The 20,075-nt window shown below is 54.3% G+C and carries 18 protein-coding genes and 7 tRNA genes; all 25 read left to right on the forward strand.

Annotation, left to right across the window (positions count from 1 at the left end):
- Positions 1 to 113: 113 nt before the first annotated feature.
- A tRNA-Met gene (locus tag HRQ63_RS24820) sits at positions 114 to 187 on the forward strand.
- A 20-nt stretch (positions 188 to 207) separates the two neighbouring features.
- Positions 208 to 283 (forward strand) — tRNA-Val (locus tag HRQ63_RS24825).
- A 7-nt stretch (positions 284 to 290) separates the two neighbouring features.
- A tRNA-Thr gene (locus HRQ63_RS24830) sits at positions 291 to 366 on the forward strand.
- Between the two features lie 12 nt (positions 367 to 378).
- Positions 379 to 454 (forward strand) — tRNA-Asp (locus tag HRQ63_RS24835).
- 31 nt (positions 455 to 485) lie between these two features.
- Positions 486 to 558, forward strand: a tRNA-Phe gene (locus tag HRQ63_RS24840).
- 12 nt (positions 559 to 570) lie between these two features.
- Positions 571 to 655, forward strand: a tRNA-Tyr gene (locus HRQ63_RS24845).
- A gap of 7 nt (positions 656 to 662) precedes the next feature.
- Positions 663 to 735: transfer RNA gene (locus HRQ63_RS24850), tRNA-Lys, on the forward strand.
- Positions 736 to 827: 92 nt separating this feature from the next.
- On the forward strand, positions 828 to 1,952 hold the full coding sequence (locus HRQ63_RS24855) for a PucR family transcriptional regulator (protein WP_172247808.1): 1,125 nt from the start codon (positions 828 to 830) through the stop codon (positions 1,950 to 1,952).
- 119 nt (positions 1,953 to 2,071) lie between these two features.
- Positions 2,072 to 3,199: an ABC transporter ATP-binding protein gene (locus HRQ63_RS24860; RefSeq protein ID WP_172247809.1), complete on the forward strand. Its 1,128-nt coding sequence runs from the start codon at positions 2,072 to 2,074 to the stop codon at positions 3,197 to 3,199.
- 157 nt (positions 3,200 to 3,356) lie between these two features.
- Positions 3,357 to 4,295, forward strand: coding sequence for an HPr(Ser) kinase/phosphatase (gene hprK, locus HRQ63_RS24865; protein ID WP_172247810.1), 939 nt, complete (start codon positions 3,357 to 3,359; stop codon positions 4,293 to 4,295).
- A 16-nt stretch (positions 4,296 to 4,311) separates the two neighbouring features.
- On the forward strand, positions 4,312 to 5,340 hold the full coding sequence (lgt, locus tag HRQ63_RS24870; RefSeq protein WP_172247811.1) for a prolipoprotein diacylglyceryl transferase: 1,029 nt from the start codon (positions 4,312 to 4,314) through the stop codon (positions 5,338 to 5,340).
- Positions 5,341 to 5,347: 7 nt separating this feature from the next.
- A complete protein-coding gene (gene ppaX / locus HRQ63_RS24875) occupies positions 5,348 to 6,007 on the forward strand; it encodes a pyrophosphatase PpaX (protein ID WP_172247812.1) in 660 nt (219 codons plus the stop codon).
- Positions 6,004 to 6,495, forward strand: a complete 492-nt coding sequence (locus HRQ63_RS24880) for an acyltransferase (RefSeq protein ID WP_172247813.1) — start codon at positions 6,004 to 6,006, stop codon at positions 6,493 to 6,495. Before ppaX ends, HRQ63_RS24880 begins: the two co-directional genes overlap by 4 nt.
- Before the next feature lie 238 nt (positions 6,496 to 6,733).
- On the forward strand, positions 6,734 to 7,954 hold the full coding sequence (locus HRQ63_RS24885) for an acyltransferase (protein ID WP_342355264.1): 1,221 nt from the start codon (positions 6,734 to 6,736) through the stop codon (positions 7,952 to 7,954).
- A gap of 636 nt (positions 7,955 to 8,590) precedes the next feature.
- Positions 8,591 to 9,778: an ATP phosphoribosyltransferase regulatory subunit gene (locus tag HRQ63_RS24890; RefSeq protein WP_172247815.1), complete on the forward strand. Its 1,188-nt coding sequence runs from the start codon at positions 8,591 to 8,593 to the stop codon at positions 9,776 to 9,778.
- 68 nt (positions 9,779 to 9,846) lie between these two features.
- Positions 9,847 to 10,485: an ATP phosphoribosyltransferase gene (hisG, locus tag HRQ63_RS24895; protein WP_037285842.1), complete on the forward strand. Its 639-nt coding sequence runs from the start codon at positions 9,847 to 9,849 to the stop codon at positions 10,483 to 10,485.
- Positions 10,486 to 10,601: 116 nt separating this feature from the next.
- A complete protein-coding gene (gene hisD / locus HRQ63_RS24900) occupies positions 10,602 to 11,891 on the forward strand; it encodes a histidinol dehydrogenase (protein WP_172247816.1) in 1,290 nt (429 codons plus the stop codon).
- Between the two features lie 65 nt (positions 11,892 to 11,956).
- Positions 11,957 to 12,565, forward strand: coding sequence for an imidazoleglycerol-phosphate dehydratase HisB (gene hisB / locus HRQ63_RS24905; RefSeq protein ID WP_172247817.1), 609 nt, complete (start codon positions 11,957 to 11,959; stop codon positions 12,563 to 12,565).
- Between the two features lies 1 nt (position 12,566).
- Positions 12,567 to 13,187, forward strand: a complete 621-nt coding sequence (gene hisH / locus HRQ63_RS24910; protein ID WP_172247818.1) for an imidazole glycerol phosphate synthase subunit HisH — start codon at positions 12,567 to 12,569, stop codon at positions 13,185 to 13,187.
- A 52-nt stretch (positions 13,188 to 13,239) separates the two neighbouring features.
- On the forward strand, positions 13,240 to 13,974 hold the full coding sequence (hisA, locus tag HRQ63_RS24915; protein WP_172247819.1) for a 1-(5-phosphoribosyl)-5-[(5-phosphoribosylamino)methylideneamino]imidazole-4-carboxamide isomerase: 735 nt from the start codon (positions 13,240 to 13,242) through the stop codon (positions 13,972 to 13,974).
- A gap of 44 nt (positions 13,975 to 14,018) precedes the next feature.
- Positions 14,019 to 14,777: an imidazole glycerol phosphate synthase subunit HisF gene (gene hisF / locus HRQ63_RS24920; protein WP_037285833.1), complete on the forward strand. Its 759-nt coding sequence runs from the start codon at positions 14,019 to 14,021 to the stop codon at positions 14,775 to 14,777.
- Positions 14,774 to 15,514 (forward strand): bifunctional phosphoribosyl-AMP cyclohydrolase/phosphoribosyl-ATP diphosphatase HisIE, encoded by a 741-nt coding sequence (gene hisIE, locus HRQ63_RS24925; RefSeq protein ID WP_172247820.1) that lies wholly within the window; start codon positions 14,774 to 14,776, stop codon positions 15,512 to 15,514. Before hisF ends, hisIE begins: the two co-directional genes overlap by 4 nt.
- 167 nt (positions 15,515 to 15,681) lie before the next feature.
- A complete protein-coding gene (gene hisJ, locus HRQ63_RS24930; RefSeq protein WP_172247821.1) occupies positions 15,682 to 16,506 on the forward strand; it encodes a histidinol-phosphatase HisJ in 825 nt (274 codons plus the stop codon).
- Between the two features lie 723 nt (positions 16,507 to 17,229).
- Complete coding sequence (locus HRQ63_RS24935; protein WP_172247822.1) at positions 17,230 to 18,177, forward strand: ribose-phosphate diphosphokinase; 948 nt, start codon at positions 17,230 to 17,232, stop codon at positions 18,175 to 18,177.
- Between the two features lie 142 nt (positions 18,178 to 18,319).
- Complete coding sequence (locus HRQ63_RS24940; RefSeq protein WP_172247823.1) at positions 18,320 to 20,044, forward strand: tetratricopeptide repeat protein; 1,725 nt, start codon at positions 18,320 to 18,322, stop codon at positions 20,042 to 20,044.
- The last annotated feature ends 31 nt before the right edge of the window (positions 20,045 to 20,075 follow it).

Raw genomic sequence — 20,075 nt, forward strand, 5'->3', positions numbered from 1 at the left:
GCTATAAGGGGACCCTCTGCTAAGGGGTTAGACTGCGTTAGCGGTGCGAGGGTTCGAATCCCTCTCTCTCCGCCATTCCCTTCTTTAATAGAAGGAATATGGCAAATGAATATGGCGGTGTAGCTCAGCTGGCTAGAGCGTACGGTTCATACCCGTAAGGTCGGGGGTTCGATCCCCTCCGCCGCTACTTTTAGATTCACTTCCCATGGAGGCTTAGCTCAGCTGGGAGAGCATCTGCCTTACAAGCAGAGGGTCGGGGGTTCGATCCCCTCAGCCTCCACCATTCATACGCCGGTGTAGCTCAATTGGTAGAGCAACTGACTTGTAATCAGTAGGTTGGGGGTTCAAGTCCTCTCGCCGGCACCATTTTAATGGCCTGGAACCGTGGTGTAGGGGTTAACATGCCTGCCTGTCACGCAGGAGATCGCGGGTTCAAATCCCGTCGGTTCCGCCATTTTAATTAAATAACTGGTTTTATGGAGTATGGCTCGGTAGCTCAGTTGGTAGAGCAAAGGACTGAAAATCCTTGTGTCGGCGGTTCGATTCCGTCCCGAGCCATCTTTATATTGTGGAGGCTTAGCGAAGTGGCCAAACGCAGCAGACTGTAAATCTGTTCTCTCCGAGTTCGGTGGTTCGAATCCATCAGCCTCCACCAGTTTTACGAGCCATTAGCTCAGTTGGTAGAGCACCTGACTTTTAATCAGGGTGTCGAAGGTTCGAGTCCTTCATGGCTCATCCAAAGTCGTATTCCGTGTAAGCGGGATGCGGCTTTTTTGCGTATTCAAGGTTATGTTAAGATAAAAGAAAACGGTGTTGGAGGGCTCGCTATGAATGTGCAAGATATCCGGAGTCGGTTAGAGAGTATTGTCAGCCGACCGGTTGAGCTGATCGAGATCGGAGAATGGAAAGGACAGCAGCGATCGAAGTCTGTCGAATACCAAAATGCCATAAAAACAAATACTTTGTTATCGACAGGCTGGACAGATGCAGACTCGACTTGGTTTTTTACAGCTAATCCGGAACTTGCCGATGAAGAAGAACAGTGGGCTGTCCGTATTTTCGACACTAACTTGGTACCTGCAATGCGAGAATTGATTGCTTTGCTCGTTCGAACGGTAACCTCGGAAGTCGCGACGCGACCCCAGGAGGATGAGAGCGAAGTACAACAGCTTGGCCGCTGGTTGGCAGAGAAGCTGGAGCATGATGATTCCCCCCAAGAGCTACCGGATACATTACTGCTGAAAAGCCGCCTTTTTACCGAGATGATCCCGTTTCTTTTGATCTGTGAAGGTGCTCAGAATACGCTTGGAGGATACGAGGAGCTGCATCAGTTGTTGTCCACGTTCCTGGAAAGGGACGTTCTGGTTATTCCCCTGCACGGACGGGAGTGGTTGCTGCTCGTCGATCGTCTGGATGTGCTGGAGGTCTCGGAGGAGCGCGGCGAGGAAGAGGAATCGGACCGCGAATTATTAGAAGCCTTCGGATTGGGTCTGTATGAACTGATTGCGAGCGAATGGACCGGAATCTTTAATCTGTCCGTCACGGATCCGTTGCAGCCTGCGCACGGTCTTGTTCGGGCAGTGCGGCTGCTGCGAGAGAGCGTATTTCTCGGGAAAACGTTCCATGTGACTCGCAATGTTCATCTTCCATGGGATTTGGGACTGGAGCGGTTGGTGTACAGTATCCCGGCAGCGCAGCGCGAACGGTTTATTGAAGAAGTTGAAGGATTGGACGTTGTGTTGGAGGATGGAGAAGCGTTGACGACGCTGGAGACTTTTTTCCAAATGAACTGTAATGTCAGCGAGACGGCGAAGCGATTGTACATCCATCGGAACACGTTGATCTACCGATTGGACAAGATTAAACAGGAGACGGGATTGGATGTTCGCAACTTCGCAGACGCCGTTTTGATGAAGCTTGCATTACTATTAGATAAAGTCACAAAAGACTAGGTGGATTTTTGTGCAGTTTGCGAATAGCCAGGAAAGCGTATTCAGGGTAATATGAGAGCAGGTAAAAGAAAGCAGTTCAGCTCCATACACATATCCTCAATACAGGGAGGCAACATTCAATGGCTGGTGTACGCTTAGAACATATCTACAAGAAATATGCAGGTTCCGACAAAGCAACCGTAATCGACGTTAACCTCGACATTAAAGATAAAGAATTTCTCGTGCTAGTCGGTCCTTCCGGCTGCGGTAAATCGACGACGCTGCGCATGATCGCGGGTCTGGAAGAAATCTCCGAAGGCAAACTGTACATCGGCGACCGCGTCGTCAACGACGTAGCTCCGAAAGACCGCGACATCGCGATGGTATTCCAATCCTACGCCCTGTATCCGCACATGGACGTATACTCGAACATGGCATTCGGTCTGAAACTGCGTAAGGTGAAAAAGGACGAAATCGAGAAACGCGTTCGCGAAGCTGCGAAAATTCTCGATATCGAGCACTTGCTTGAGCGTAAACCGAAAGCACTTTCCGGCGGTCAGCGTCAACGGGTAGCCTTGGGCCGCGCGATCGTCCGCGATCCGCAAGTCTTCCTGATGGACGAACCTCTTTCCAACTTGGATGCGAAACTGCGCGGTCAGATGCGCGCGGAAATCACGAAGCTGGTTAAGCGCCTTGAAACCACTTGTATCTACGTAACGCACGACCAGATCGAAGCCATGACCATGGGCGATCGTATCGTCGTTATGAAAGACGGCATCATTCAACAGGCTGCTCCGCCGGAAGATCTGTACAACAATCCGACGAACATCTTCGTTGCCGGCTTTATCGGTTCCCCGACGATGAACTTCATCAACGGCACGCTGATCGATGAAGCTGACGGTCTGTACTTCCAGGCTCAAAATCTTCACGTCGAAATTCCGCGCGGCAAAGCTCAAATCCTGCGCGAAAAGTCGATGGTCGGCAAAGAAGTGATCTTGGGTCTGCGTCCGGAAGACGTGCACGAAGAGCCGGTATTCCTGGAAGCTTCGCCGAAAACGGTCTTCACGGCCAGTGTTGAAGTTACCGAGAACCTCGGTCACGAAATGCTGCTTTACTTGACAGGACTTGGCGGCGACACGACGATTGCCCGCGTAGACGGTCGTTCGAGCGTACGCGAAGGTTCGCAAGTACAGTTGGCGATCGACATGAACAAAGCACACATCTTCGAGAGAGAATCGGAAATCAACGTCTTCTACGACGCGAAATAATTCCGTTTACTGTCTAAGCGATCATAAAGGGCCGTCCTTCGGGGCGGCTTTTTCGCGTGGTCCATGTACGAGAGAAGCAGCATTGCTTTCAACGGGCATTTCCTTTACGATGAATAAGATGGAACGACCAAGAGACAGAAGAAGGGAAGAATACAGAATGGCTAAAAAGGTAAAAGTAGCCGAGCTGGTCCAGCAGTTTCAATTTGAGGTCGTAGCGGGCGAACAGGGGTTGCGCCGTCCGATTACGGTTGACGATTTGAATCGGCCGGGGCTGGAGATGGCCGGATATTTCGAATATCATACGCCGGAGCGGGTTCAACTACTGGGCAAGACTGAGCTGACTTTTTATCATATGCTCTCGAAAGAAGACAAGCTGGACCGGATGAGTCGGCTCTGCAACGAAGAGACGCCGTGTATTATTGTCACCCGGTCTTTTGACGTGCCGGAAGAACTGATTGCCATCGGCAACGAGCGCGAGATTCCGATTATCCGCAGCGGAATGTCCACGACCAGCTTGGCCAGTCGGGTAACCGGTTTCTTGGAACGCAAGCTTGCGCCGACAACGACGATTCACGGCGTACTCGTGGACATATACGGCGTGGGTATCATTATCACGGGCAGCAGCGGCATCGGTAAAAGCGAAACGGCACTGGAACTGGTTAAACGCGGACACCGTCTGATCGCCGATGATGCCGTCGAAATCCGTCAAAGCGCGGATAACCAGCTCGACGGTACGGCACCTGAACTGATTCGCCACCTGCTTGAAATTCGCGGCGTGGGCATTATCAACGTCATGACGTTGTTCGGCGCCGGAGCGATTCGCAATCACAAACGGATCACTTTGGTCGTTCGTTTGGAAAATTGGCAGCCGGACAAGCAGTATGATCGTCTGGGGCTGGACGAGGAGACCACGCGGATTATCGACACCGACGTTCCGTTGGTCACCATTCCGGTTCGCCCGGGCCGAAATCTCGCCGTCATTATCGAAGTGGCCGCGATGAACTTCCGTCTGAAGCGTATGGGCTATAACGCGGCGCAGCAGTTTACGCATAAGCTGACTGCGACAATCGCGGATGATATGGACGATTTGGATTAATTGGGAGGGTTAACGAATGGGGGCATTACTGGCAATCAATCCGATCGCGTTCAGTATCGGTCCGCTGGCGGTGCACTGGTACGGACTGATTCTCGGACTCGGTGCCGTAATCGGCATGCTGATCGCGATGCGCGAAGGCAAAAGATTCGGCCTGCCGCAGGAGCTGTTCATGGACATTCTGCTGTTCGGCGTGCCATCGGCTATCATTTGCGCGCGGATTTACTATGTGGCATTCCAATGGGATCAGTACAAGGATAACCCGCTCAAAGTATTCGCGATTTGGGAAGGCGGCATCGCTATTTACGGCGCGTTGATCGGCGCGGTAATCTGTGCCGTCATCTACACGCGAATCAAAGGCTACAGCTTCTGGCGAATTGCGGATCTATGCGCGCCGGGATTGCTAGCCGGGCAGTTGATCGGACGTTGGGGCAATTTCGTCAATCAGGAAGCTTACGGCGGCGAGGTGAGCGAGAGCTTCCTGCGGGACACGCTGCATCTGCCGAATTTTATCGTGAACCAAATGAACATCGAAGGCGTATTCCATCATCCGACATTCTTGTACGAGTCGTTGTGGAATGTGGTCGGCATCCTGCTGATCTTTGTCATTCGCCGCCGGAAGTTCGTGCGTGCGGGCGAAATCTTCATCGGTTACTTTATCTGGTACGCGATCGGTCGCTTCTTTATCGAAGCACTGCGTACGGATAGTCTGGCCTTCCAAGGGCCGAACTGGCTGGCTTCGCTGATCCATGGCATGTGGACGCCGATGACCTGGTTTGGATTTGAAGAGGGATATCTGGATGCGGCTTACGGTAATGTGCGCATTTCGCAATTGGTCGCGATCTTGTTCTTCGTGATTGCGATCGCGTTGATTATTATTCGCCGCAAAAACGGACAAGCCAATATCCGCTATTCCGATCCGATTGTTTCTTCGAAACTGTCGACGGCTTTGCCGGCAGTAGACGAAACGCATCGCGTAGAAGGGGCAGCCCCTTCGGCCGGAAACGATAAGAAGCCTTCGGGCGACGACCCTTTGCGCAAGGAGTGATTTTGTTATGAAACCAAATCCGGCAATCCGGACGGTGCTGTTCGATCTGGACGGCACCATCATCGATACGAACCAACTCATCATCGATTCCTTCATGAACGCGATGACGGATATTCCGCTGACGCGGGAAACGATCATTCCGCATATGGGTACGACTCTGCAAAACCAGCTCCGAGTTTTCTCGGGGCTGGAGGACGTACGCGAATTGGAGCAAGCGTATCGCAAATACAATTTGGCGCATCATGATTCCATGGTCAAGCCTTTTCCGCATGTGCAGGAGGTTGTCAAAGCTCTTCATGCGTCCGGCATCCGTCTCGGCATCGTTACGACCAAGATTCGTCCGACCACGATGAAAGTTCTGGAGATGTTCGATCTGTCGCGCTATATGGAGGCGATCGTAACGGTAACCGACGTAAGCAATCCGAAGCCGCATGCGGAACCGGTGCTGATGGCGTTGGATAAAATGGGAGCAGACCCGGCTTCGGCGCTGATGGTGGGCGACAGTCCGGCCGATATTCAATCCGCGCAAAATGCGGGCGTTCGCGCCGCGGCTGTTGCTTGGTCGCTCAAAGGCGAAGCGGCGTTGTCGGGGTACGGTCCGGACTACATGCTGCATGACATGCGGGACTTGTATGAACTGACCGGAACGGAGCGTCGGGAAGCATGAGAAAAACGGAGCGCCACTTCGTTGAGGACGGCCCGAACTCCTTGCGTCAGATCTACAAGACCGTTAGCCCATGGAAGGGCGTCAAGAACTTCGTGTTTATACAAATTGCGCGTTACTGCCCGATTCTTGAATTGAAAAACTGGATTTATCGCCGTATCCTCCACATGAAAGTGGGCCGGGATACGGCTTTCGGGCTTATGGTCATGGTGGATGTCTTTTTTCCGGAAAAGATTACGATCGGTCGCAACACGGTGATCGGCTACAATACCACCATTTTGGCGCATGAGTATTTGATTCGCGAGTATCGCCTCGGCGAGGTAATCATCGGGGACGAGGTCATGATCGGCGCGAACACCACGATTCTGCCGGGCGTCACGATCGGGGACGGAGCCGTCGTGGCCGCCGGATCGGTGGTGCATCGGGATGTGGAGCCGGGTACGTTCGTCGGCGGGAATCCGCTGCGGGTCATTGAGCGAAAAAGTCCCTAAGGCGCGTCCGAAGCAGCCCTTATTTTGAACAAATTCTTCACAAAACCTGTCTCAAATGCTTAACATTTTCTGAAAGTTACGGGAAAATGACCTTTGTAAGGATTTAGTCGGGTATAATGCAAAAGGAAGCGCACGGCGGGAAGCAGCGATGCTATCCCGTTTTTCGCTTCGTGGCAGAAGGCCCGTAAGGCCTGAAGAGTAACCGGATCGCTTAGCGAAGCGGCCTGGGAAGGGAGCAATGAAATTGAGTTCTGTGTCAATCAAGAAAGAAAGACTGCCGCAGCTGGACACGTTCCGGGCGCTGGCAATTTTGGGCGTGCTGCATGTACATTCCACGTCATTCGCGACGATCGAATCGGTCCATTTGAAAGCTTTTTACCTCATTAACTTCATCAATGTGTTTTTCCGATACGGTACGCCTTCGTTTATCATGTTGAGCAGCTTCGTTCTGTTCTACAATTACTACAACCGTCCGGTAGACGCCAAGCTGGTGGGAGGCTTCTATAAGAAGCGGATGCTGTACATCCTGCTGCCCTATGTGCTGTTCTCGGCGATTTACTTCATCTATAAGATGCATGTGGCAGGCACGTTGGGGACAGGCGTAGAGACGTACGGCGACATGTTGGCCCGATATTGGAAAAATCTGAAGGAAGGCACGGCGTATACGCATTTGTACTTTGTGTATATCAGCGTTCAGTTCTACATTTTGTTCCCGCTGATGCTTCTTCTGCTCAAGTCTTCCAAATGGGTGGCCCGTTGGGCGATTCCGATCGGTTTGGTTTTGCAATGGGCATTCGTGTTCTGGAATAAATACGATCTTCATTACGCGACAAAAGGAAGCCTTGCGATTACATATTTGTCCTATTACATGATCGGCGCATTCCTGGCGATTCATTTTGACAAGATCCGCGGCTGGCTGATGAATGATTCCAAAAAACTGCCGACCAAAGTCTGGTTTTGGAACGGGATGCTGTGGATCTCCTGGGCGGCCGTCGTCGTCGTGCACGTGTGGTTTTATCAAGAGATTCGCCTCAAGCACTTTACGGCCAACTCGCTGTGGTACGAACTTCTATGGAACGTGCATACGATGCTGACGGCGCTGGTTCTGATGCGGGCTTCATTCTTGTTATACCGCAAGGGGCCGAAATGGTTAATCAAAATGCTGACCCGTCTCGGCGAGTTGTCCTTTGCCGTGTATCTGGTCCACCCGCTGGTTCTCGGTTATTACCGGGACACGGAAGATTGGTTCTTTAGCCATTTCCAAATGGGATCGGTAACGTATTTTGCCTGGGTGTACGGGGGGCTTCTCTCTGCGCTCATCGCATCCTGGATCGTGACGCAAGCCATTCTCCGCTGGATTCCGGGAGCTTGGGTGCTTCTGGGCAACGTCCCTGGTTCTCTGCGTAAAAAGAAAAAAGCGCCGCCCGCACCTGCTGCATCGACCGATCGCAGCGTGTAGTCCTATGCGCCGCCCGTTTCCGTTTGTAACCTTCGGTCACGGGCGGAAGATGCAGGGAACGGATTTTGAGCGGAAAACTTTTATTTTCCCGAATATGAAAGAGACTGCCCCAAAAGCCATGATGGTTATGGCTTCGGGCAGTCTTTTTTTATAAGAATAAAGCGAAGCTTTCAAGACTTGAATTTTGGGACACCTTTGTTGTAATAAGCAAGAATTTAAGGCTTTGAGCGAAATGAGGGAGCCGTTCCTGCGTATGGGCAACAATAACTACTGAATTGAAGCAAAGCCCGATACATTGTTGCTGATCGGCAATTAATGATAACATCCTTGGAAGCATGCGCTGGAAATTTATCCCGCAATGCCGTTCCGTCCTCTCAAACAAAACTCCCGCATTGACTGTAAGACAGCGAAAATGCTAATATAGTCGTATGCTTTATTTTACTACCATGTTATCACTGTACCACAATAAAGCGATCGAGTGATCATCAATCTGCTCTGCTTCGGAACCTGAAAAATCGTGCATGCACGGAATAAATCGCGGTTGCCGCGGGTCAGGCTTTCCGATATGGTGAATACAATATAGATGAAGAACGAAGCTGGAGAAAATCCATAGACAAACTTACAGAGGTGAACGATATGTCCAAACCGCAAGGTTTTGAAAAGCCGGTCGGCGTGCGCGATTATCTGCCGCGTGCGACCCGCAGATTGCGCCGCATCGAGCGCAGCGTGCTCGACTGCATGGCGCGCTGGGGTTATGATCCGATCAAAACGCCGACGATGGAATATTACGATACGGTCGGCCTCGCAAGTTCGACGCCGGACCGCAAGCTGTACAAGCTGCTCAACAACCGCGGGCAGACGCTGGTTCTGCGTTCGGAGATGACGGCGCCGATCGCGCGCGTCGCGTCGTCGCTGCTGCGCGAAGAGTCGCTGCCGCTGCGTTTGTCGTATCACGCGAACGTGTTCCGCGCGATCGAGGAAGAAGCCGGACGGGAAGCGGAATTTTTCCAGACGGGCGTTGAACTGGTTGGCGACCGTTCCCCGGAAGCGGATGCGGAAGTGATCGCGCTGGCGATTGCTTCGCTGCAAGCGGCAGGGGTGAAGACGTTCAAATTCGCGATGGGGCATGTAGGCTTCCTGAACGGACTGTTCGACGAAGCACTGCCGAACCGCACAGAGGATCAGCAGGCACTGAAAGAACGCTTGCTGCGTCGGGATTATGTCGGATTCCGGGAAAAAGCCGAGTCGCTCGGACTCGGATCGGAGCAGCAGCAGGAACTCGAAGGGTTGCTGAGACTGCGCGGCGGTGTCGAGATTTGCAGTCAGGCAGCCGGACTCAGCAGTCATGAGCTTGCGCTGGAGTCGCTTGACCATCTGCGCAAGGTATGGGAAGCGCTGAGCGATTACGGGGTGTCGCAGCATGTGCTGATCGACCTCACGATGATCGGGGATTTCTCCTATTATACGGGCATGGTGTTCGAAGGCTATGCCGCGGAATTGGGATTCCCGGTGTGCAGCGGCGGTCGCTACGACAATCTGCTGAAACAGTTCGGCCGCGATGTTCCGTCTACGGGCTTCGCGTTGAAGACGACGCGTATTCTGGACGGCGTGGATGATCCGGAGGGCGAGGAAGAGCGTCCCGTGCTGATCGTCTATGAATCGAACCGGCGCGCCGAAGCACTGGCCGAAGCCGCACGTATTCGCGACGGGGGCGGAGCGGCAGTGACGCGATTGGCGGAGAGCGGCAATGGCGAAGATGTTTCGGAGAGCGGCCGCTATAGTCGGGTAGTAAGCTTTGTCGAAGCCAATACTCCAGCCAAATAAAGAATAGACGATCCGGGCAGCAACGGTCCGGTAACGATAAAAGTTGAAAACAAGAGGAGGAGAGACGCATGGGAGAAGTGCTGAAAGTAGCGATGCCGAAAGGTCGAATCTACAAAAAAGCTGCGGAACTGTTCCGTGCCGCCGGCATCGTTATTCCGGACGACGTCGACGATTCGCGCCGATTGGTTATTCCGATTCCGGAAGCGAATATGGAATTTATTATGGCGAAGCCGGTCGATGTGCCGACATACGTCGAGTATGGCGTAGCGGATATAGGCATCGTCGGCAAAGACGTGCTGCTCGAAGAAAATCGCGATGTATACGAGCTGCTGGATCTGGGCATTGCGCGCTGCCGGATGTCGGTCATCGCGCTGCCGGATCGTCAACCCGGCATTCATTTGCGCGTGGCGACCAAATATCCGAATGTGGCGACGCGTTATTTCCGCGAACAGGGAGAGCAGGTCGAAGTCATCAAGCTGAACGGCTCGATCGAATTGGCTCCGCTGATCGGATTGGCGGACCGGATCGTGGACATGGTGGAAACGGGCCAGACGCTCAAAGACAACGGGTTGGTCGAATTGGAAAGCATCTTCGGCATCACGAGCCGCCTGATCGCGAATCGGGTCAGCTACCGGATGAAAAACGACGCGATTCAGCAGTTGTGCGACAAGCTGGAGAAAGTAATGCCCGGCGCGGTGAAATCCTGAACGGGCACGAAATATAGAGGCAAAAAAAGCGACGAAAACAGAAATAAAATACAAACGGAAACAGAAACGAAAATCGGGCGGCGATGCAAGAACGTCCGGCATGCGGAGGAACGACTATGAAGATTGTACCGGCGGCGCAGTTCGATCTGCGTCGGGACGTGGAATACGGCTCGGAAGAACAGGTGGCGACGGTCAAGCGGATCGTCGGCGATATCAAGGCGGAAGGCGATTCGGCATTGCTTCGTTACACGGAGAGCCTGGATCGTACCCGACTGGAAGCTTCGCAGCTTCGAGTGACCGCTCAAGAACTGCAAGACGCATATGGACGAGTGGAAGAATCCTTCGTAACCGCGATTCGGGCGGCGGCCGTTAACATTCGGGCTTTCCATGAACGGCAAAAGCGCAATTCCTGGATGGAACTTCAACCGGACGGAGGAATGTTGGGACAGATCATTCGCCCGCTGCGCCGGGTCGGGGTATATGTGCCGGGGGGCAAAGCGGCTTATCCGTCTTCGGTGCTCATGAACGTTATTCCCGCTCAGGTAGCGGGCGTGCCGGAGATCGTGATGGTTACGCCTCCGGCGACGGGCGGTACGGAAGGCATCGACCCTTATATTCTGGTCGCTGCCGCCGAAGCAGGCGTAACCGAGATTTATCGGGTCGGAGGTGCGCAGGCGATTGCGGCGCTGGCTTACGGCACGGAAAGTATTGCTCGGGTAGATAAAATCTGCGGTCCGGGCAACATCTACGTCGCGCTAGCCAAGCGCGAGGTATACGGCCTGGTCGACATCGATAGCCTGGCGGGACCCAGCGAGATCGTCGTGTTGGCTGACGAGACCGCTGATCCGGAATATGTAGCGGCCGATCTGCTGTCGCAGGCCGAGCATGATGAATTAGCCTCGGCAATTCTGGTCTCGACGTCGGAACGTCTGGCAGAGTATGTGGCCGCCGAAGTGGAGCGCCAACTGTCTGAGCTGCCTCGCGAGACTATTGCGCGGGCTTCGATCGAGAACTACGGAGCAATCATCGTGACAGGCAGTATCGAGGAAGGCATCGAAGTCGTGAATCGGCTGGCGCCGGAGCACTTGGAAGTGATGGTGCAGAATCCGACCGATTATCTCGGCCTGATCGAGAACGCCGGAGCGATCTTCCTCGGCCCTTACAGCTCGGAGCCGGTCGGCGATTATTTCGCGGGACCGAACCACATCATTCCCACGAACGGCACGGCGCGTTTCGCATCGCCGGTCGACGTCGACGACTTTATCAAAAAATCAAGCTTGATCCAATACAGCAAACAAGCGCTGCTGCAAAACGCTTCCACCATCATGGAGCTGGCGCGCCGCGAAGGTCTGGAAGGCCATGCGCGCGCGATCGAGGTTCGCGTGAAAAAAGAGAGCGGCAAGTAGATTCGTTTGGACAAGAGCGCGAATGCAAAAGAAGAAAGAACGACTAACCGAACGGAGGCAATACCATGACGGAAGCTAACCAAGCAAGCACGCGCAGCGCAAGCATCGCTCGCAAAACGAATGAAACCGACATTAAGCTGTCCTACGGCATCGACGGTACGGGCATCTCGGAAATCTCGACAGGGGTTCCTTTTCTCAACCACATGCTGGATCTGTTCACCAAGCACGGACAATTCGACCTGAAAGTCGATGCGGACGGCGATATCGACATCGACGACCACCATACCGTTGAAGATATCGGCATTTGCCTGGGCAATGCGCTGTTGGAATCACTGGGCGACAAACGCGGTATCAAGCGTTACGCCAACGTGTTTATCCCGATGGACGAAGCGCTGGCGCAGGTCGTGATCGACGTAAGCGGACGCCCGCACTTCGAGTACCGCGCGGAGTATCCGTCGAATCTGGTCGGTACGTTTTCAACGGAGATGGTGCACGAGTTCCTGTGGAAATTCGCGCTGGAGTCGCGGATTACGCTGCACGTCATCGTTCACTACGGCCGCAACACGCACCATATGATCGAAGCGGTGTTCAAAGCGCTGGGACGCGCGCTCGACGAAGCGACGTCGATCGATCCGCGCGTGACCGGCATCCCTTCCACGAAGGGAGTGCTGTAGCATGACGATCGCGATCGTCGACTACGGAATGGGCAATCTGCATAGCGTCAGCAAAGCGGTCGAGCGGCTCGGTTACGAGTACCTCATCACCGGCGACGAACGCGAGATCATGCAGGCGTCCGGCGTACTGCTGCCGGGCGTCGGCGCGTTCGGCGACGCGATGAGCCATTTGCGCGATACGGGTCTTGATCTGGTCACGCGCCGCGTCGCGGCCGAAGGCAAACCGCTGCTCGGCATTTGTCTCGGCATGCAGCTGTTGTTCGACGGAAGCGCGGAGCACGGCGACCATGAAGGGTTGGGATTGCTCCCGGGCCGCGCGGTGCGATTCGAAGCCGGCGAGCTGAAAGTTCCGCATATGGGCTGGAACCGTCTTGATTTCACGCGTCCGAACGAACCGCTGCTAGGCGGCCTTGCGGAAGGACACGTCTACTTCGTTCACTCGTACCATGTGGAGCTGAGCGAACCTGGCGATCTGATCGCGTCGGCCGACTACGGACTTCCGGTCACGGCGATCGTCGGACGGGACAACGTGTACGGCATGCAGTTCCACCCGGAAAAAAGCGGCGAGCTGGGCATGAGTCTGTTACGCAATTTCCTGAAGCTGTCGGAAGGACGGGCATAAGGAACTTCACGAATATAATCCATAGGGATACGGCGAAAAAGGAGAATGGTATATGACGGCATTTACGATCTATCCGGCAATCGATATCCGCGGCGGCAAATGCGTCCGATTGCTTCAGGGCGATTACGCGCAGGAAACGGTATTCAACGAAAGTCCGCTGGATGCGGCCAAGCAGTGGGAAAATCTCGGCGGGCAGTTCGTGCATCTGGTCGACCTCGACGGAGCAAAAGAAGGCCGTCCGGTCAATCACGAGCTGATCGGCCGGATCGCGTCCTCGCTGAACGTACCGGTACAGATCGGCGGCGGATTGCGGACGTTCGAAGACGTGAAGCTGCTGCTGTCGCTCGGCGTGAGCCGGGTTATCCTGGGGACTGCGGCGATCGAGGACAAGGCTTTTACGGAAAAGGTACTGGCCGAATACGGCGATAAAGCGGCGATCGGCATCGATGCCCGCAACGGTTTCGTGGCAACTCGGGGTTGGCTGGAAACGTCGGAAGTCCGCGCGGAAGACCTGGCGAAGGAATTGGCGGCCAAAGGAGCGGAAACGTTCATTTTTACCGATATCTCGCGCGACGGCATGATGCAGGGACCGAACGTGGAAGCGATTCTGAGCCTGGCAAAAGCATCCGGCAAAACGGTCATCGCCTCGGGCGGAGTGACGGTACAGGGCGATCTGGAACGTCTGGCGGCGCATGCGGACGACGGCATCGGCGGAGCGATCGTCGGCAAAGCCTTGTACACGGGCAATATCGATCTGGCATCGGCATTGGCTGCGGTCAAGCGGTAACAGCGGGTCGTCAAAGGACCAACAAGGGTAAAAGGAGGAACGGCATGCTCGCAAAACGAATTATTCCGTGTCTGGATGTCAAAGACGGACGCGTAGTCAAAGGAGTCAATTTCGTCAATCTACGCGATGCCGGCGATCCGGTGGAGCTGGCATCGGTATATGACCGCGAAGGCGCGGACGAGCTGGTGTTCCTCGATATCTCCGCTTCGGTCGAAGGCCGAGCGACGATGGTCGAGGTCGTGCGCCAGACGGCAGGGGAGATCACGATCCCGTTCACCGTCGGCGGCGGCATTTCGCAAGTGGACGATATGAAACGGATTCTGCGCGCGGGCGCGGACAAAACGGCGGTCAACACGGCGGCGGTGCTGCGTCCCGAACTGATCGCGGAAGGCGCGCGCCGCTTCGGCTCGCAATGCATCGTGCTGGCGGTGGACGCCAAGTACAATCCGGAATGGCAGGAGTGGGAAGTGTATACGCACGGCGGCCGCAAATCGACGGGTATCCGCGCGCTGGAATGGGTCAAACGCGCGGAATCGTTGGGGGCGGGAGAAATTCTGCTGACCAGCATGGACGCGGACGGCACGAAGGACGGTTTTGACCTGAAGCTGACTCGCGCGGTATGCCGCGAAGTATCGATTCCGGTTATCGCTTCGGGCGGCGCGGGCACAAGCGAACATTTCTACGACGTGTTTACGGAAGGCACGGCGGATGCGGGCTTGGCGGCGACCATTTTCCACTATAAAGAGATCGCGATTCCGGACCTTAAGAATCAATTGAAGCAAAAAGGAGTCGAAATCAGATGAGCAGAGAAAGCGACGTAATCGTTGCGCCGGAACAATTCGCGGCCAACGTCAAATGGGACGCGCAGGGGCTGGCTCCGGCGATCGTTCAAGACCATAACACGAAAGAAGTATTGACGCTCGCCTACATGAACGAAGAATCGCTGCGCCGTTCGGTACAATCGGGCGAAACCTGGTTCTGGAGCCGTTCGCGGCAGGAGTTCTGGCATAAAGGCGCGACGTCCGGCAACGTGCAGCGGATCGTCTCGCTCAGCTACGACTGCGACGGAGACGCACTGTTGGTCGGCGTGGAGCCGGCGGGACCGGCCTGCCACACAGGACGCGTAAGCTGCTTCTTCAACAAAGCGGCATTGGAAAACGGATCGGCGGATCAAGGCGGATCAGTAGGCGCCGGCGCGGAAAGCGAGCGCGTGCTGGGTCAGGAGCCGGAGAACGCAGCCGGTCGCTTCGACGTTTTGGGCGAGTTGGAAGGCATCATCGCAGAGCGCGACCGCGAACGCCCGGAAGGCGCCTACACCACTTACCTGTTCGAAAAAGGCATCGACAAAATCTTGAAAAAAGTCGGCGAGGAAACGGCGGAGTCGATCATCGCGGCCAAAAACGGCGACAACGCCGAGCTGCGTCTCGAAGTTAGCGATCTGATCTATCACCTGCTGGTGCTGCTGCAAGAACGCAAGCTGCCGTTGGACGAGATCATGGACGAGCTGGCTCGTCGTCACGAGCGTCCGCGCCGGGATTAGAGGTTGGATCACGTTTAACGTTTCCTATCCGTTTCGGATCATTTGTTGGGACATTTTGCGTGAAGAGGTTGCGTGAAGCTGCCTGAAAGACGAACGGCGGACGCTGGGAGAACGATATCCCCGGATAGTTCGTCGTTTTGCTTTTTACACGAGGGGAGAGAATCTCTATGTTGATCGATTACCACACGCACCATGAACGCTGCGGCCACGCGGTAGGAAAGCTGGAAGAGTACGTGCAGCGCGGCATCGAACTGGGTCTCGGCCAACTCGGCCTGTCCGACCATATGCCGTTGATCCACGTCGATCCGGCGACATACTATCCGGAAATGGCGATGCCGATGGACGAGCTGCCGCGCTACGTGGAAGAAGTGCTGACGCTCAAGGAGAAGTACCGCGACCGAATCGACATCAAGCTCGGTCTCGAAGGCGATTATATCGAAGGCTACGAAACCGAAATTCAAAAGATCGTCGAAGCCTATCCGTGGGACTACGTCATCGGCTCGGTTCATTTTCTCGGCGAATGGGACATTACCGACTTCCGCCAAACCGCAGGCTGGGAAGGCCGCGACCCGCTTGAAGTTTACCGAACCTATTACGACGCGATCGGCAAAGCCGCCCAAACCGGATTCTACGACATCATCGGCCACTTCGACGTGATCAAACGCTTCGGTTATGCGCCCAAGCCCGAGCAAGCCGCAGAAAAAGAATCCTTCGAAGAAGCCGCTCTTCAGCATATCGCAACCAGCGGCATCGCCATGGAACTGAACGCTTCCGGCCTGACCAAGCCTTGCGCCGAAATGTTCCCTTCCGAATCGATCCTGCGCCGCATTTTGCAAAAGGATATTCCTTTGACCCTGGGTTCCGATTCCCACGATCCGGCCAAGCTGTCCGAAAACCTCGACAAAGCCCGCATGCAGCTTCGCGATCTGGGCGTGCGGGAAGTCGCGACTTTTGACCGCCGTAAAAGAATCATGATCCCGTTGGTTGTGTAGGGAAGCTTTCGAAAAGAGAAAGCTAAAGGCCGTCGTTGAAAGTCACGTGTGCGCGGGGAAGCGAGAAGACTGCGAGAAAAATTCGTTCAATTCGCTGTCTCACTTGGAAAAGTCGATTGAAATTTTGAGTTGAAGTTTTCCAAGTTCAAAGGCGTCTTTCACTGAATTTTTCTCTCCGTCTTCTCGCTTCCAGTTACGTTGGGCTTTCTCGACCCATTGAAGCTTTCGAAGAAAGCTAAAGACCGTCGAAAGTTTTTTGAAAAAGTAAAGCGTATAAACAGCAGAGCGATTTAGCGTAATTTAAGGCTTTCTAACAAAAGCCGATATGATCAAGCAAGTCATTTCTATTGCAGGGAAGCAATAGCGGAGGGGGAATTCAGTGAAGGTGAAGGCTTTCGTAGAAAGCCACTTCGGGAGCATATGCTTAGCGTTCGCCTTTGAAATCGAGAAAAAACCTATAAACAGTTTCAATCCTTTTTCTCGATTTCAACACGCGACCTAAAGCCTTTCGAAGAAAGGCACTTCGTAAGCATTTACTAACGAATTTCCCCGCAGCGCCCAGCTTCCCCAACATAGAAAACTTTCCAGAGAATTTCGGGACGCCATAATCGGCGTCTCTTTGCTTTTGCGCTCCCCGCGATTGGGGTATAATCAAAAGCAGACCAAGAAAGATCAATGAAAGATCCATACAAAGTCAAGAAAAAGAACATGCGGGAGGGTGCCATGCAGCACAGGATGCGTATATTTTCGGGGTCGTCCAATCCGGGTCTGGTGGACCGGATCTGCGGTGATCTGGGCGTTACGCCCGGTAAAGTGAAGTTGACCAAATTTAAGAGCGGCGAGAGTTATGTGCATTACGAAGAGAGCATTCGCAACTTGGACGTATTTATCGTCCAATCGCTTTCTCACCCGATCAATGAGCATTTTGTCGAGCTGCTCGTAATGATCGACGCGGCCAAGCGTGCTTCGGCGCGTACGGTCAACGTGGTAATCCCTTACTACGGATATGCCCGTCAGGAACGCAAAGCCGCTCCGCGCGAGCCGATCTCGGCCAAGATGGTGGCGGATGTGTTGACTACGGCCGGTGCCAGCCGCGTGGTCACGATCGAGCTTCACGCTGCCGCAATCCAAGGATTCTTCAATATTCCGGTCGATCATCTGACGACGCTGGATTTGATTGCCGATTATTTGCGCAGTAAAAACATTAAAGACCCCGTTGTCGTGTCTCCCGATGCGGGCCGTGCGAAGCTGGCCGAAAAATTGGCGAACCGACTCGACTCGCCGGTCGCGATCATGCTCAAAAAACGTCCGTCCCATAATGAGGCGATGATCACGCATGTGATCGGCGAAGTCGAGGGACGCACGCCGATCATCATGGAAGACTTGATCGATACCGGATCGACGATTCTTAAAGTCGTGGAAGGCCTGAAAGAACGAAATGCGAAAGACCCGATTGTATGCGCCACGCACGGGGTATTCTCTGATGGAGCCCTTCAGCGTCTGGACCATCCGAGTATCTCGGAAGTCGTCATCACGGACTCGATCGCGCTGCCGGAGGATCACTCGGAGCGATTTACCGTATTGCCTGTTGCTCCCATGCTGGCTCGGGCGATTCATATTATTTTGGAAGGCGGATCGCTTGCGACATTATTCAGCGATTCGGGTATTTAATAGTAGCCCATGCAATAAGCACGGAGGCCGTCTGCGGCAGAGGTTCGGCAGGGGCGGCCTTTCTCTTGGGAGGCCTATGCAAGTGTGTTATACTGATCTGGATGTTCGATTTTAAGCAGTTAACAAAGGGGGCCTTGCTCAGGTGAACGGGAATTATCGGCGTGAAGAGAAGCCGCAAAGTCGTGTGGTTTCTTTGACCATGGACGAAAGCTTTTTCTTCGAAAGAGCCGTCCGGGCGCTGGATCGCTACCAATATGACAAGGCGTTAAAATATTTTCGAAAAGCGGTAGAGTTGAAGCCGGGCAATCCGGTCAACCATTGCAACATGGCGGGTATATTATCAGAGATGGGCGACTATGAAGCTTCGAACGAGGTGCTGCTGCACGTGCTCGAACAAGTTGACCCGTCCATGACGGAGTGCCGGTTCTATATGGCCAATAACTTTGCCAATATGGAACGGTTCGAAGAGGCCGAAGAAGCCCTGCTTGCCTATCTGGAAGCGGATGCTTCCGGACAGTTCTTGCACGAGGCGGAAGAGTTGATCGAACTGCTTCAGGTAGAACTGCAGCGAAATATTCGCGATCATAGCGTGCTGGCGCGCCGGGGATCGGATCGTCATGAACGTGCGCGGAAAATGTTGGAAGAAGGCATGTTTTCCGAAGCGGCGGATTTGCTGGAGGAACTGCTGGAGGAGTATCCGGGCTTTGCTGCAGCAGCCAACAATCTGGCACTGGCCTACTACTATATGGGGATGACGGATCGGGCGCTTGCGACGGTAGAAGAGGTGCTTCGGAACGAACCCGGCAATTTGCACGGGTTGTGTAACTTGGCTATTTTTCGTCGTCATTCCGGTCCGGCCGGAGCGGAAGAAGCGGCGCTGCTGGGCCGCCGTCTTGCTACGATTGTACCGTTCCATCGCGAGCATGCCTTCAAACTGGCGACTACGCTGGGCATTTTGGGGGAGCATGAAGCGGCCTATCAGCATTTTCGCAGATTATTGGCGGGCGACGAGTCGTCGGCTGATCCTTCCGTTCACCATTACTGCGCCGTAGCTGCGCTGCTTAGCGGACGGATCGATACGGCGGAGCGATTGTGGAACCAGACGCTGAAGCTTGATCCGGACGCCGAGGCGGCCGAACATTATTTGACGCGCTTGCCGGAATGGAGAAAAAACGGCGTTTCCGAGACAGTAAGTTACCATTACCGATTGGAGGCCGTTAAGCGCTCCGAACTTTGGCGTCGTTGGGAAGAACGTCTGCCTGAGGACTCGCCGGCTATTCGCGAAGCGCTGCTTCGCACCTTACGCTCCGGTACCGAAGAGGAAAAACGCCATGCGCTGCAGGCTTGTCGTCCCTTGGTGGATGACGAGATGACGAAAGCATTGCGAGAGTTGGCTGAAAATGAAAACGAAGCAGAAGGACTGCGCGAACTCGCTCGTGCCGCATTAGGCGAGATCGCTTATGATCCGCCCGAAGAAGACGAACTGCCGGAACTCAAGTTCTCCAGGGAACCGGCTGAACTGCCCGTCTGGGAAAAGCGTTGGCAGGACGTGCTGGATACGGCGATTCGCGCCTCGTGCGCACCGGGCGACTTTGGTCTTCGGCGTGATTTGGAAGCGTTATGGACCGACTTTTTGCGTAGACTTTATCCGAATGTTCCGGTGCTGTCGTATGCCGAAGGTTGGGCCGCAGCCCTTGATTATTTGACGGACAAGCTGCGCCGCGGAGAGTCGACCTATGAAGAAACGGGCCGACGCTACGGCGTATCCGCTTCGACGGTCGGCCGCTATGTCAAACGAATCGATCAAGTATGCAATATCAAGGAACGTATGACCATGCACGGAATAGATCATCGCAAAGGACTGTAACCGTCCGGCAATGATTGTACTCCGGCATGAT

It is taken from the genome of Saccharibacillus endophyticus (assembly GCF_013185185.1).
GTDB lineage: Bacteria > Bacillota > Bacilli > Paenibacillales > Paenibacillaceae > Saccharibacillus > Saccharibacillus endophyticus.

Coding starts and splice junctions, on each gene's coding strand:
- hisB (WP_172247817.1), top strand. CDS start 11,957: ATGACGGAAGCTAACCAAGCAAGCACGCGCAGCGCAAGCATCGCTCGC.
- lgt (WP_172247811.1), top strand. CDS start 4,312: ATGGGGGCATTACTGGCAATCAATCCGATCGCGTTCAGTATCGGTCCG.
- HRQ63_RS24935 (WP_172247822.1), top strand. CDS start 17,230: ATGCAGCACAGGATGCGTATATTTTCGGGGTCGTCCAATCCGGGTCTG.
- hisJ (WP_172247821.1), top strand. CDS start 15,682: ATGTTGATCGATTACCACACGCACCATGAACGCTGCGGCCACGCGGTA.
- hprK (WP_172247810.1), top strand. CDS start 3,357: ATGGCTAAAAAGGTAAAAGTAGCCGAGCTGGTCCAGCAGTTTCAATTT.
- hisH (WP_172247818.1), top strand. CDS start 12,567: ATGACGATCGCGATCGTCGACTACGGAATGGGCAATCTGCATAGCGTC.
- HRQ63_RS24890 (WP_172247815.1), top strand. CDS start 8,591: ATGTCCAAACCGCAAGGTTTTGAAAAGCCGGTCGGCGTGCGCGATTAT.
- HRQ63_RS24885 (WP_342355264.1), top strand. CDS start 6,734: ATGAAATTGAGTTCTGTGTCAATCAAGAAAGAAAGACTGCCGCAGCTG.
- HRQ63_RS24855 (WP_172247808.1), top strand. CDS start 828: ATGAATGTGCAAGATATCCGGAGTCGGTTAGAGAGTATTGTCAGCCGA.
- hisG (WP_037285842.1), top strand. CDS start 9,847: ATGGGAGAAGTGCTGAAAGTAGCGATGCCGAAAGGTCGAATCTACAAA.
- HRQ63_RS24860 (WP_172247809.1), top strand. CDS start 2,072: ATGGCTGGTGTACGCTTAGAACATATCTACAAGAAATATGCAGGTTCC.
- hisIE (WP_172247820.1), top strand. CDS start 14,774: ATGAGCAGAGAAAGCGACGTAATCGTTGCGCCGGAACAATTCGCGGCC.
- ppaX (WP_172247812.1), top strand. CDS start 5,348: ATGAAACCAAATCCGGCAATCCGGACGGTGCTGTTCGATCTGGACGGC.
- HRQ63_RS24880 (WP_172247813.1), top strand. CDS start 6,004: ATGAGAAAAACGGAGCGCCACTTCGTTGAGGACGGCCCGAACTCCTTG.
- hisF (WP_037285833.1), top strand. CDS start 14,019: ATGCTCGCAAAACGAATTATTCCGTGTCTGGATGTCAAAGACGGACGC.
- hisD (WP_172247816.1), top strand. CDS start 10,602: ATGAAGATTGTACCGGCGGCGCAGTTCGATCTGCGTCGGGACGTGGAA.
- hisA (WP_172247819.1), top strand. CDS start 13,240: ATGACGGCATTTACGATCTATCCGGCAATCGATATCCGCGGCGGCAAA.